We start from the raw sequence: 12,845 nt of genomic DNA on the forward strand, positions 1-12,845 counted from the left end.
ATTGAGCAAGCTGCGGAGCTCTCTGCGATCCTGAACACTGGAGGGGATGTCATGGGTCGGTTTCGCAATTTGCGATTGGGCACCAAGATCGCGATACCGGCCGCCCTACTGCTCGCGACCGCCGTCGGCATCGTCTTCTTCGCGCGGTCGGCGATCGACGAGCTCGAGAAGAACACCCAGCAGATCGTCGACGTGGCCGCCGTTCGCGCCGTCACAGCGCTGCAGATGGCGCTGGCCATGAGCAACGCGACGATCTCCGAGAAGAACATCATCATACAGACCGATGCGGCCACGATGGCTGCCGAGCGTCAGCACTTCCAGCGCGAGCGGACGCTCGCCTACGAGGCGATCGACCGCCTCATCGCCCTCGCGGACACCCCGGCTCGGCATTCGGCGAACGCAGCCATCAAGGTCGATATGGGCGCGTATTTCGCGGCGGCCGACCGCGCCATCGCCCTGGGCATGAAGAACGATGCCGAAGGGGCCCGGACGATCTCGGTCGACGAGGGCCGCCCCGCGCGGGCCAAAGTGCTGGAAGGCGTCCAGATGCGGACCGAGACGAACGCCAGGGAGCTCAGAGCCTCCAGGGACCACGCCGTCGCCGTCGCCGAGCAGATCAAGCTGACGCTCACGGTCGTCGCCGCGTCGGGCCTTCTCGTCGCATTCGGGATCCTCGGCGGGATCGTGCTGTTCGGGATCAACCGGCCGCTGGCCAGCCTCGTCGGCGTGCTGCAGCGGATGGCCAGGGGCGAGGTCGACGCCGAGATCGAGGAGGCCGCTCGCGGCGACGAGATCGGTGCCGTCGGCAAGGCGGTCGAGGGCATCAAGGCCATGGTGGCCCAGAAGGCCGCCGAGCAGGCCGAGATCCGGCGCATTGCCGACGCGGCGGCGGCCGTCGAACGCAAGCGGACGATGGTCGAGCTCGCCGACGGTTTCGAGCGCGCGGTCGGCGGGATCATCGGCATGGTCTCGTCCTCGGCCACCGAGCTCCAGGCCACGGCGCAGACGATGACGGCGACGGCCACCGAGACGGCTGGCCGGTCGACCACCGTGGCGGCCGCGGCCGAGGAGGCCGCCAGCAACGTCAACACGGTCGCCGCCGCCGCCGAGGAACTCGGCTCCTCGGTTCAGGAGATCGGCCGGCAGGTCGACGGCTCCGCCGACATGGCGCGGGTGGCGGTCAGCGAGGCCGACCAGACCGGCGCGCTGGTGCAGGAACTGAGCGCGTCGGTCGCGCGCATCGGCGACGTCGTCGGCATGATCTCGACCATCGCGGGACAGACCAACCTGCTCGCCCTGAATGCCACCATCGAGGCGGCCCGCGCGGGTGCCGCCGGCCGCGGCTTCGCGGTCGTGGCGACGGAGGTGAAGGCTCTGGCCGAGCAGACCGCCAAGGCCACCGAGGAGATCACCGGGCAGATCGCCCGGGTTCAGGCCTCCACCGGTCAGGCCGTATCGGCCATCGGGTCGATCACCGTGCGGATCCAGGAGATCAGCCACGTGGCCACCTCGATCGCCGCGGCCGTGGAGCAGCAGGGCGCGGCGACGCAGGAGATCGTCCGCAACGTCAGCCAGGCCGCGATGGGCACCGGCGAAGTGACCAGCAACATCGCCGGCGTGGCCGGCGCGGCCGAGGAGACGGGCGCGGCGGCGAGCCAGGTTCTGGGAGCGGCTTCCGAGCTGTCGCGCCAATCCGAGCATCTCGCTGCCGAGGTGGGGCGCTTCATGGCCACCGTCCGAGCCGCCTGATCCGGGGGCGACCCGCGAGCCCCCGTCCGGCTCATCGCCGGACGGGGCCGTTTCAGGACCGAGATCCGCGAAGGCGGCTCTCGTCCGCCCTGAACCTTCTTCCCGCATCCGGCGTTGAAGACTTCAATCCATGATTGAGGTCCCGATGAAACACCGTACTCTCTTGCGTACTCTCTCTGCCGCTGCGCCGCTGGCGGCCGTCCTCGCCGGGACGGCCTACGCGCAGGCGCCGGCCACCGCGCCGGGCGCGCCGCCGACCTCCTCGGGCGTCGTCACGCCTCAATCGGGCGCGACCGGCGCGCCGGGCGCGGTGACGGGGTCGCCGACCGGGCAAGCCGCCGACACGCGTTCCAACAGCTCCTCAGCCGCGGGCAACGCCAACCAGCCGGAGCGCCCGTCGCCGCAGGGCGGCAGCGGTGGCAGCAGCCGATAGCCGTCGACGATCCGCCGGCACGGCCCCGGTCACGGCCCCGTTGCCGGCGGCCTCTCCCTGAACCGCTCGCGCCGCGCGGCGGCTGCGACACCGGCCATCGCGCTCGGGTCGCGCCGTCGCCGCGCGTCAGGCCTCGTCCTCGGCCGAGCCGGGCCAGGCCGGACCGTGACGCTCCTCGAGTTCGGCTCGGCCGGCTTCGGTGATGCGGTACTCGACGGTCTTCGTGTCCGGATCCGTCCGACCCGTCGCGAGAACCAGTCCCAGGACCTCCATGCGCCGCATGTAGCCGCTGACCTGATAGAAGCGGGCGCCGGTCTGCGCGAGGGTGCGGAGCCGGTAGAGGCTGCCGGGCGGGAGCTTGTACATCGCCCGCCACCGTATCGATTGTCGGCCCGGACGTCAGTGGGGACAGGTCGGTTCGGCCGGCAGCCCCGCGGGTGCTGGACCGCCGCGCGATGCGCGCGGGTCGTTCACGCGAGGCGGGACGGCGCGGCGGATCGGGCCGCGAGCGCCGTCAGGACCGTCCGCCCGTAAGCGGTGGTCGCGAGGCTCGCGCGGAGCTCGCGGTAGAGGTCGTCCCTCCCGAGGCGACAGTCGAGATCGGGGTGCGCCGCGAACCCGTCGAGTTCCTCGAGGATGAGCGCGGCGAAGTCGGCGGGCTCCAGCAGGCCCTCGGCGGCATCGAGGACGCCGTACTCCTCCAGGAATCCGCCACTCAGGGTGATCAGGCCATCCCTGTACCGGATCAGCGCGAAATAGACACCGAACCGGATCATGGCCCGGTCGCGCCAGCCCGCCTCGGCGATGTAGGTCCTCATCATCACGTCGGTGGAGTAGACCTCGTGCTCCCCGTCGCGCTGGGCGAGGTAGTCGCGGAAGACGTCGTGGGCCGTCGGATCGAGGTGGAGCAGCGCCTGCATGGCCGGTGCCAGCGCACCCTGATCGTCCTCGGGCCCCCAGAGCTGGCGATACAGCTTCCTGGCCTCCACCACCCCCGGCTGGACCGCGAGATAAGTCGTGAGGAGTGCGCGCAGCGCCGGGACCACGGCAACGCGCTCGCGGGCGATGCGCGCGAAGAAGGCCGATTCCGTCATCGCCCGCCCGCCGACCTCGAAGGTCAACGCGAGCACGTCGCCCCGCAGGAGTCCCCCCAGATCCGCTCGGATCCGGCCGGTGAGCGCGTCCAGGGTTTCGGCGATGGCGGCGGCCGAGAACGCCGCGACGGTGACCACCGGCTGCGAGCGCGCCAGGAAGCGCCGGACCGCCGACGCGCTCGGGCCTGCCGACGGCCGGGATCGATAGCCGTCCTCCTCCGGGGTGATCGTCCGGGCGGGCGCCGCGTCGGCGCACCGAGCGCGCGGGATGTAGACGGAGTCGCTGAAGAAGCGGATCTCGACCCGCTCCGCATCCGCCACGTCGGCGAAGGCGGAGACGGCCTTCGCGCCGTCGTAGCGCGCGAAGGAGAAGACGGGCGAGCGCGTGCCGTCCAGGCCGATGCGCTGGAAGTCCGTGGTCCGATCCCAGAAATACCCCGACTTGATCCAGAACGCCCGCTCGTCGGGCTCCCAGGCCACCTCCGTGATCGCGCGCGGAGGCTCGGAGCCGGGCCGCGCGACGAGCGTCGCCGCGCGGGCGACGGGCCCGGTTGTCCAGAGTTCGACGGCCTGTCCGAGGCGGGGAGGGCCGGCGTCCCCCGTATCGGCCGCTGCCTCCGGTGGGCCCCCGCGCGCGGGATCGGAGTGCGGCGTGACGGCGTAGCGGCCGCTGGGGCTGAACCAGTAGGGCTTCACCGCGTCCGGCAGCGGGTCGTAGCGCAGCGTCGCGCCGGCCCGTTCGAGCCGACACAACCCGTAGGCCGACCCGCCCGGCCCGCACCGGAAGCCGATGAAGGCCAGTCGCCCTCCGGGATCCTCGAACAGGTCGCCGTGAATGGTCAGGATGGCCGGCCCGTCCGGGCGCGGTGGATAGGCCTCCTCGGGCGACAGGGACCCGACAGGGCCATCGGCATGCCAGACGAGTCCGCGCCCGTGCTGCAGGATCTCGAGATCCGACGCCCGCAGGACGACGATGTCGTCGAGGTACTGCTCGTCGTTCTTCGGTCCATGGCTCCGATAGACCGCGATCCGGTCGGCATCGCGGGTGACGAACAGCTTGTGATTGAAGGGTCCCTCGCCCGGCAGGCGGCGCCGCACGCGATCCCGGCCCGCCCGCCAGTCGATCAGGCAGAGTTCCCCGTCATCGGACAGGCAGACCAGCCCCGCGACGCCGACCAGGGCGGCGGCCCGGATCGAGTCCTGCGGAAAGGGCAGGATCATGCGCCACCGCCCGCCGTCTTCGACGGCCGCGACCGTGTTGTATCGCTGCTCAGTGCCGGTGATCGCCAAACGGGGCATGCACGATCCTCGTCAGCGCCGGAACGTTCGGTCGGCGGGCACGCCGCCCTCCGGAGACGCCCGATGGCCGCGGAGAGGGGAGGGCGCTGTGACCCGCATCTCCCCGTGCCTCGCACGGATCGAGGGGCGGGCGGTCGAGCCGGTCCTGCACCGTTGTCGAGATCCCGCCGACGCGTCCCGGACGCTTCCCAAAGACTTCATCCATCTCGCACAGCGCGCCGGCAGCATCCGTGCCGTCGGCTCCGGGTCCGGCCGGTGTTGCGCCGGAAGAGCACGGGGCTTGTCCATGTCTAGCGCCCTCGTATGGTACCCCGCGCTGCAGCGAACGTCACGGCGCGGCGATGAGCTAGTCCTCTGGACAGGGCCACCGGCTCCGACGATGCCATCGGACAGGTTTGGGCACCGTGGCTCTGTTCTGCTGGCTGCGGTTCGCATGACAGAGGGAGCGCCACCGTGAGGCAACGCCGGCGCGCAGCCGTACGGCCGCAGGGCGCGTGTGAGAGGAATGAAGACGGGTTCGGCGCATTCCCGGACGCGATCGTGACGGCTCTGGCGCTCCGCGCGATCGACGGCGGCCCCCGGATCGCCCGAGGCACACGCCTTCGACCATGCGGACAAGGGCTGGCGCTCGACCCGGCGTCGACGAAGACGGTCACATGTCGGGCGACGACAGGCCGCCCGACAGCGCCGGGGGCTTCCACGGCCTTCCGTCCTGGCACGCAGCATCATCGAGCACGCGCCACCGGCCGGATACACGCTCGGAACAGAATCCACCCATCATGCAGCATCTCCATGGACGAAGCGTGAGGACATCGAAGGCCATGCGCCGTGAGATCACTTTTCTTACCGTGGCAATTCTAGGGTCTTGTCTTGGAGTCCCTGCAATGGCGCAGGAGATGCGCTGGCAGAAGCGGGAAGGGGACGGTCGCGTCCATCTTGCCTACGAGATTCCGGACAGCGGCGCGCAGAGCCTCGCGCTCACCTGCGACACGCGGGGCGGACAGCTGAGTGTCGACTACTACGACGACAGAGACCGCGCTCGGGACGGCACCCGGGCCGAGGTCGAGTTCGCCTCGGAGGGCGGCACGCTCTCGCTGCCGATGCGGGCGAAACAGCTGGAACTCGACGACCAGATCGTGCTCCAGACCACGACAACGTTGACGCAAGACTGGGTGCGCATCCTGTCCGGCAAGACCCTTCGCGTGACGCTCTCTGGCGACACGCAGCGGATCCCTCTGGCCGGCGCCCGGAGCGGTCTCGCCGCCCTGGTCGCGGGCTGCAGCCGTCCTTCGCGATGATTCGCGATGACGCCGGGGGTCAGATCGTAGTATAAGTGCCTGTTATGCGGAGTTCATCGCCGCATTCCATAATGTTTGTTATGCGAATTACAGTATCGCAAACCAATTCAGTCGGATAACCCGCCGGGATCATCACTGCAACAAGGAGTTTGGTCGATCTCCGATATACTAGTTGTCCTCCGCCCCCTCCCCTACTCGCGATCCGGCACCTTTACCGGCGCCGACTGAGCTAGAATTTGGACTTGCTCCGCATAAGTGGCTCTTCGTCATTTCGTGTGGGTCAAGGAGCCAGAAGCACGCGACGGCGTAGGAGGTCGAAGCCGGCCCGGCCGTACATCAGTCGCTTGATCAGCTTCAGTTTCGTAATCTGGCCTTCGGACTGAGCGTTGCTCCACGGCATCGTCAACGCCGCCCTTACCGCGGCCGCATCAACGACGAGCCCGCTGGCGAACGTCTGCGCGGCTCGGATGCCGCTCGCCTTCGCCTCGACGATCCAAGCCTCGAACGCCGCCAGACGTCGGTTGCCATGGGCGGACGATCCGTTCCCCTTCCTCCCGGCCTCGCGTATGTTGGGGTCAATCACGATGGCCGGAAGCCCGGCGAGAGCGGCCTCCTCCACGAGGCGGCGCAAGAGCACGGTCTTGCCGGAACCGGAGCCCGCGATGATTGCGGTGTGGCGAGGCAGAAGCCGCAGCGGCAGGCTCACGCCGGGCGCGCCAGGGGTGAGCCGACGCCCGACCGGTATCGCATCCGCTTCGGTGCGAGCTGCTACGGGCGAAGCGGATCCTTTCGCGACGAGCGAGTTCTCGGGGGCGGCTTGAACGTCGAGGACCGGCGAGTGGACCGGAACCGCAGCCCCCTCCCCCACCGCTTGATCCTTCACCTGAACTTGGCCGACTGTCGCCGCATGGGCGAGACCCGCATTCCGGAAGAACGCCGTGCTCACGAGCGGCTGCTCGGCACGGATCCAACGCTCGAACCGATCGGACGCGCCCTCCTCTTGCGCCCGCGTGTGCAGGTCGCGCAGAGCGACGAAGACACGGAGATCCGCGTCCGAGGGGTCGATCAATAGGCCCCCAGCCGTCGTGAAGGCGTCGACGAGCTGCTTCGTCTTGGGCCCGCCGGGCATCGACCAGCCCACGACGCGCCGGCTCCAGGCGTCGACCACCACGGCGAGGTAGAGGAAGCCCGCGGCGGTCGGCACGAAGGTGATGTCACCTACCCAGAGCTGGTTGGGGGCCTCGGCCGAGAAGGTGCGGTCCACGAGATCGGGCGCGGGGCGAGCCTCCCGGTCGCGTCGAGTGGTCACGACGCCTCCGCGCTGGCGGCTGACGCCGACAAGGCCCGCCTCGCGCATCAGCCGCGCAATGCGCTTGCGTCCGTGTCGTGCGCCCTGCGCTGCCAGCGTAGCGTGCCCGCGCGGCGCAGCGTAGATTTCGCCCGACCCAGCGTTAGCGGTGCGGATCTGCTTCAACAACGCGGCATCCGCCACGGCACGGACGGAGGGCGTGCGCTGCCGCCAAGCGTGATAGAGCGCACCACTGGGCCCGGGAGCTCATGAGCCTCGGCCACGACGTGCGGCTGATGCCGCCGGCTTACGTGAAGCCGTACGTGAAGCGCGGTAAGACCGATGCGAACGATGCCGCAGCCATCTGTGAGGCGGTGACGCGCCCGAGCATGCGCTTCGTGCCGGTGAAGTCGACCGAGCAGCAGGCGGCGCTGGCGCTGCACCGGACGCGCGACCTGCTGGTCAAGCAACGCACGCAGTTGGTGAACATGATCCGCGGCCTGCTCGCCGAGTTCGGGATCGAGATGGCGCGGGGCCTGCGGCACGCGCTCGAACTGGCGACCCGACTCTCGGCCGGAGACGCAGCCGAGGTGCCGCCGTTAGCCCAGCGCGTGGTGACCGGGTTGCTCGTGGTCGGCATGACCTCTCTGGTCCGGCGTGCGAAGACGACACCGACCTCGGTCGACCCGCGGCTGCCGGCGCTGCTGCAGCGCAAGCCGGTGCGCGTGGTGACCGTGGCGGCGGCCAATCGCACGGCGCGGGTCGCCTGGGCGATCATGACCCGCGGCGGCACCTACCGCGCACCGGCGGCCACGGCCGCCTGACAGCACGCGAAGGAGACGTTTCCAGGTTGCGAGGACGATGAGAGTTGATGGCGAACCGGTCAGACCGGGAGCCGGGACACGCCGCGGCCTGTCCAGGGCGTCATAGCCCGCGAAGCAGAGTGGGACCCAGCTCGCGGATACCATCAGGGCCAGCGGTCAACATGAACGACTGCATCGACAGGCCGGACACAAGACTGCACCCGACCAACGCGTCAGAAGCTCAATTCGCTACTTGCAATGCGGGAGCCATCCACACAGGACCATCTGCATCCCACCCGTCTGAGACACTCCGCCACCTGCTACGCTATAGCGAGGCATGGAAGAGGCCGTCGGTCCGATACCGAGCAAGGCTGTCGGCGGAGCGGATTTTTGCTCATCGGCCCTATTGGGTTACCTAGATTTTTTGATAGACAGTCCTGTGAGCCAGCGTACAAGTCGCTTCCGCGGCCTAGACGGTTATGAGTCCTTCGTGAGTCGCAAATATCGCCGGGCGGCCCTGTTCCCGAATGTATCCCAGATGACGATATCGCGGAAGAAACTCTGACGACCGGGCCCTGCCGGCCGCTTCTCCTCGTCACACGGTGCGGATGTCGGCCGGACCAATTTAATCCGGAAATCGTCGACGGCGCTCAGAAACCGCGGCCGCGGTCGACCCGGTTGAGAAGCGGCTGCCCGTCCCGGCAGGCCCGGACCGCCGCGATCATCTGGCGGGCGGCGTCGTCCGGCTGGCTCGCGCTGGCGCTGTGGGGCGTCACGAGGATCCGCGGGTGTCCGAGGAGCGGATGATCCGCGGGCGGCGGTTCCTCCGACAGCACGTCGAGAATGGCCGCCCGGAGCTGGCCCGTGTCCAGCGCCGCGATCAGGTCGCCCTCGACGACATGGGCCCCCCGCCCCGCATTCAGGAGCGCCGCCCCGACCGGGAGATGCCGGAACAGGTCCCTGTCGAGCAGTCCGCGCGTCTCCGGCGTCAGGGGCAGCAGGCACACGAGGATGTCGCAGCCGGACAGGAAGTCGGGGAGCGCCGCGCGGCCGGCGAAGCACGCGACGCGCTCCAGCGTCCTGGGGCTTCTCGCCCAGCCGCGGACCTCGAAGCCGAACCCGGCCAGGGCCGCGGCCGCCGCGCTCCCGAGCACGCCCAGGCCGAGGATCCCGACACGGGTGCTCCGCGCCGTGCGGATCGCGCGCGGGTTCCAGAGGCCCCGGCGGGTCTCGTCCGCGTAGAGGACGAGGTCCCGGTGCAGAGCCAGCACGCCGAGCGTGACGTACTCGACCATCGAGCGCGTGACGTCGGGGGCGACCATGCGGACGATGTCCACGTGCTCCGGCAGGGCCTCGAGCGGCAGGTGATCGATCCCGGCCCCGACGGAGAACACGAGGCGCAGGTCCGGCATCCGGGCGGCCAGGTCCGCGGGCGGCTTCCACCCGGCGAAGGCGCTCACGCCGGGAAACCGCGTTCCGTGCGCCCAGTCGATCAGGCTCAGCTCCGGCGCCTCCCGGGCGAACACGTCATGCCAGACGCGGGCGTGCTCCGGTACGGTCTTGAGAACGACGGGGATCGCCATCCCCCTACACGGCTCCCGGTGCAGTCCGGCGGCCCGCGACGCGGCGTCGGGCGCCCCGCCTCGGCGCTCCTTCGGCGCCATTGGGCAGCGCGGGGGACCCGGCCTGCTCGGACTGCCTCAGAAGGGCAAAGGCCGGCGATGCGGGGTCGAACGCGACGAGATCGGGCTCCCGCGCCAGCAGGATCCGCAACGAGTTCAGCGTCCCGCCCAGATGCGTGCGCAGGAGCGAAACCGCGGTCTGCGCGTCCCGGCGGCACAGCGCCTCGAAGATCGCCCTGTGCTCGTCGAGCACCTCCACATGGTAGTTCTGCAGCGGGAAGGCGTTGCGCCGCACGCGGTCGAGCTGGCCGGTGGCGAGATGGATCGTGTCCCAGACGCGGGGAAAGCCGGCGCAGGCGCACAGGAGCCGGTGGAAGTCGTTGTCCAGGGCGAAGGACTCGGCGTTGTCGCCGCGCCGGGCCGCGTCCGCCTCACGGAAGAGGACGAGCTCGAAGGCGGACCGGCGGGCGGGCTCGAAGCGCTCGGCCGCCAGGGCCACCATCCGCAGTTCCAGGCTCTCACGCACGAGCTGGCCCTCGATCACCTCGTCCAGGATGATCTTGTTGACGAAGGTGGCGTCGCTCGGGACCACGGTCACCAGCCGCTGCTGCGCGAGCCTCAGGATCGCGTCCCGCAGGGGCGTGCGCGACACTCCGAGCTCGTCGCAGAGATCCTTCTCCACGAGGCGCGCGCCCGGCTTCAGCTGCATGGCGATGATGGCCTCGCGCAGGGTCGCGTAGACCCGCGCCGCCTTCGGCAGATCGGCGCGCAGGGCCGGTCCCGCCGTCGGACTCGGATCCAGGACTTCCGCCGGATGCATGGGTCGTCTCCTGCCAGGTTGCGCGTTCTTCTTGTCAGGCCGCACCGTCCAGGGTTTTTCCCAGGACCTCAAGAAAGAGTGCGGCGTGCTCGGCGGAGAACGTCAGCGGCGGGCGGATTTTCAGCACGTTGTCGTGGGGGCCGGACGCGCTGATCAGGACGCCCTCTTCGCGCAGGGCGTTGACGACCCGCTTCGCCAGCGCCGCGTCGGGGGCGCGGCTCGCGCGGCAGGCGACGAGGTCGAGGCCGAGGAACAGGCCCGCGCCCCGCACGTCGCCGATGGACGGGATCCGCGCCATCAGCGCCCGCATCCCCTCCAGCATCAGGCCGCCGGTGTCGGCGGCATTCGCCACGAGGTCCTGATCCGCCAGAATGTCGAGCACCGCCCCGGCCGCCGCGATCGAGACCGTGTTGGCGCCGAAGGTGTTGAAGTAGCGCACGTCCCGGCCGAATTTTTCCGCCACCTCGGGCCGCATCGCGACCCCGGCGATGGGCAGGCCGTTGCCCATCGGCTTGCCCATCACGGCCATGTCGGGGACGATGCCGTGGCGGGCGAAGCCCCACATGCCAGCCCCGGTCCGGCCGAAGCCCGGCTGCACCTCGTCGGCGATGTAGAGCGCGCCGACCTCCCGCACCGCCTCCCGGGCCGGGCGGAGGAAGCCCGCGGGCTCGGCCAGGGTCCCGTCCGTCGAGAAGATGCCGTCGGCGATGAACGCCGCGGGCCGCACGCCGTGGCGGCGCATGTCGGCGAAGGCCGCCCGGACGTCCTCGGCCAGCCGCGCGCCGACATCGATGCCGGGGTTGCGGTAGGCGTCCGGTGCCGGCACCGTCCAGACGTCGCGGCCGAGGGACACGTTGGGGCCGAGCGAGGGGGAGATCCCCGCCGTGGCCTCGGTGGTCCCGTGATAGGCGTTCCGCGTGATCACCAGACCGGTGCCGCCGGTCTGGTAGCGCGCGATCCGCAGGGCGAGGTCCACCGCCTCGGACCCCGTGCAGGTGTACATGACGTGGCCGAAGGCGGCCGGATAGGTGGACAGCAGCCGCTCGGAATAGTCGAGCACCGCCTCGTGCAGGTAGCGGGTGTGGGTGTTGAGGGTGGCCATCTGGCGCGCCACCGCCTCCACCACCCGCGGGTGGCAATGGCCGACGCAGGGCACGTTGTTGTAGGCGTCGAGGTAGCGGCGCCCCTCGGCGTCGTACAGCCAGACATCCTCGCCGCGCACGATGTGGACCGGCCGCTCGTAGAACAGCCGGTACGAGGCGCCGAGGAGGCCGCGGCGCCGGGCGATCAGCGCCTCGGCGGAAGCGGGCGGGGCGGAGCTGGACGAAGCGGTCATGGCGTGGCCTCAGGGACGGCAGGCCTCGGCGATCGCCGCGTCGATCGCCGCCGGCGCCAGGGCGTCGAGGTGCCGGAACTGCGTCCAGACGCCGGCGCTGTTGCGGGTGAGGTAGTCCCGGCGCTCGGGGAAGCGGCGGGCGCGCCATTCCGGGATCAGGACGCGCAGGGCCATCCGCGTCCGGATCGCCGTCGGCAGCAGCGCGATCTCGGCCTCCGACAGCCGGGCGACCGAGGCGTAGCCCCGCAGGAAGGCCAGGGCCGGCCCGAGGGGATCGGCGTCGAGGCCGAGCTGGTAGGCCGCCGCGATCGCCACGTCGAACATCCGGGCGGTGCGGACCGTGTCGCCGAAATCGATCACCCCGGTGATCCGGTCCGGATCGTCGGGGTCGACGAGGATGTTGTCGCCGCCGAGGTCGTTGTGGACCACCTGGTGCGGCAGGTCCGGCAGGGCGGGCACGATCCGCGCGGCGAACACGTCGAGGATGCCGGCGAGGCGGTCGCGCTGCCAGCCCTCGGGGAAGACGTCGAGCACGGCGCGCAGCCGCCCGGCATGCCGCAGGTCCCAGGAGGAGACGTGGTCCGCCGCCGGGTCCGTGAAGCTCTTAAGCGCGCCCTGGAGGCGGGCCAGCAGCGCCCCGGCCGCCCGGCGCTGCCCGTCGGTCCGGGGGCCGGCGGCCTGCGAGCGCCCCGGCGTGAAGGTGGTGAGCCGCACGGTGCGGCGATCCTCCGGCGCGACGGTGATGCGCAGGTCCGGCTCGCCCGCGCGGGTCGGCACGATCCGCGGCAGCGGCAGGTCGGGCGCGGCCCGCGCGACGTGGATCAGGGCGTTGCTGTGCAGGCGGGACACCGCGGGATCCTCGCCGGGGCTCAGGATCTTCAGGAAGTAGGCGGTTCCCGCCCCCGCATCGAGGCGGAAGTTCGAATCCTTCTCGCCGGCGAGCCACGTCGCCGCGCCGGCGATGCCGTAATGCGCGGCGGCGATGCCTTCGGCGGTGCGGGCATCGACGGGCTCGGCCACGACCGACAGGCCGGCGCCGATGCCGCTCTCGGGGGCGTCGATCGTGGGATGGGACATCGGGGATCCAGACAGGTGCTTCGAGA

At 70.6% G+C, this 12,845-nt stretch carries 10 protein-coding genes and 3 pseudogenes; 4 read left to right on the forward strand and 9 right to left on the reverse strand.

The genetic code is table 11. The annotated features are described in order from the left end of the window. Positions 1-51 precede the first annotated feature (51 nt). Both ASG32_RS20945 and ASG32_RS32750 read left to right on the forward strand, forming a co-directional pair. Complete coding sequence (locus tag ASG32_RS20945; protein ID WP_056530271.1) at positions 52-1,749, forward strand: methyl-accepting chemotaxis protein; 1,698 nt, start codon at positions 52-54, stop codon at positions 1,747-1,749. Between the two features lie 130 nt (positions 1,750-1,879). Beyond that, entirely contained in the window at positions 1,880-2,182 is a 303-nt protein-coding gene (locus ASG32_RS32750; protein ID WP_234083300.1) for a hypothetical protein, read from the forward strand. A gap of 126 nt (positions 2,183-2,308) precedes the next feature. On the opposite strand, the gene ASG32_RS20950 is transcribed toward ASG32_RS32750, so the two are convergent. Both ASG32_RS20950 and ASG32_RS20955 read right to left on the reverse strand, forming a co-directional pair. Further along, positions 2,309-2,548, reverse strand: a complete 240-nt coding sequence (locus ASG32_RS20950; protein WP_042674370.1) for a hypothetical protein — start codon at positions 2,546-2,548, stop codon at positions 2,309-2,311. 104 nt (positions 2,549-2,652) lie between these two features. Further along, entirely contained in the window at positions 2,653-4,575 is a 1,923-nt protein-coding gene (locus ASG32_RS20955; RefSeq protein WP_244492089.1) for a hypothetical protein, read from the reverse strand. 884 nt (positions 4,576-5,459) lie between these two features. Here ASG32_RS20955 and ASG32_RS20960 point away from each other — a divergent pair. Next, a complete protein-coding gene (locus ASG32_RS20960; protein WP_082557983.1) occupies positions 5,460-5,873 on the forward strand; it encodes a hypothetical protein in 414 nt (137 codons plus the stop codon). Positions 5,874-6,153: 280 nt separating this feature from the next. Here ASG32_RS20960 and ASG32_RS35660 read toward each other — a convergent pair whose 3' ends face one another. The 3 genes and pseudogenes from ASG32_RS35660 to ASG32_RS35245 form a co-directional block, all read right to left on the reverse strand. Next, on the reverse strand, positions 6,154-6,456 hold the full coding sequence (locus tag ASG32_RS35660) for a transposase (RefSeq protein ID WP_280141601.1): 303 nt from the start codon (positions 6,454-6,456) through the stop codon (positions 6,154-6,156). Then, positions 6,454-6,819 (reverse strand): annotated as a pseudogene (locus tag ASG32_RS35240) (DUF87 domain-containing protein); the annotation flags it as partial. The gene ASG32_RS35660 and the pseudogene ASG32_RS35240, both read right to left, overlap by 3 nt. A 144-nt stretch (positions 6,820-6,963) precedes the next feature. Then, positions 6,964-7,404: pseudogene (locus tag ASG32_RS35245) on the reverse strand (IS3 family transposase); the annotation flags it as partial. Between the two features lie 2 nt (positions 7,405-7,406). Here ASG32_RS35245 and ASG32_RS20970 point away from each other — a divergent pair. After that, positions 7,407-7,985: pseudogene (locus ASG32_RS20970) on the forward strand (transposase); the annotation flags it as partial. A gap of 629 nt (positions 7,986-8,614) precedes the next feature. Here the strand turns inward: ASG32_RS20970 and ASG32_RS20975 are convergent. From ASG32_RS20975 to ASG32_RS20990, 4 genes are read right to left on the reverse strand one after another with little or no spacing between them, the layout of a single operon-like run. Beyond that, the gene (locus ASG32_RS20975) at positions 8,615-9,547 is read right to left on the reverse strand and encodes a glyoxylate/hydroxypyruvate reductase A (protein ID WP_056530282.1); all 933 of its coding nucleotides are present in this window, start codon (positions 9,545-9,547) and stop codon (positions 8,615-8,617) included. Positions 9,548-9,551: 4 nt separating this feature from the next. Next, positions 9,552-10,406 carry a GntR family transcriptional regulator gene (locus tag ASG32_RS20980; protein ID WP_056530285.1) on the reverse strand — a complete coding sequence of 285 codons (855 nt, stop codon included), beginning with the start codon at positions 10,404-10,406 and terminating at the stop codon, positions 9,552-9,554. A gap of 34 nt (positions 10,407-10,440) precedes the next feature. Beyond that, positions 10,441-11,742 (reverse strand): aminotransferase class III-fold pyridoxal phosphate-dependent enzyme, encoded by a 1,302-nt coding sequence (locus ASG32_RS20985; RefSeq protein ID WP_056530288.1) that lies wholly within the window; start codon positions 11,740-11,742, stop codon positions 10,441-10,443. A gap of 9 nt (positions 11,743-11,751) precedes the next feature. Continuing rightward, the gene (locus ASG32_RS20990) at positions 11,752-12,819 is read right to left on the reverse strand and encodes a phosphotransferase (RefSeq protein WP_082557985.1); all 1,068 of its coding nucleotides are present in this window, start codon (positions 12,817-12,819) and stop codon (positions 11,752-11,754) included. Positions 12,820-12,845: the final 26 nt, after the last annotated feature.

Origin of the sequence: Methylobacterium sp. Leaf361 (assembly GCF_001424445.1) — a bacterium.
GTDB lineage: Bacteria > Pseudomonadota > Alphaproteobacteria > Rhizobiales > Beijerinckiaceae > Methylobacterium.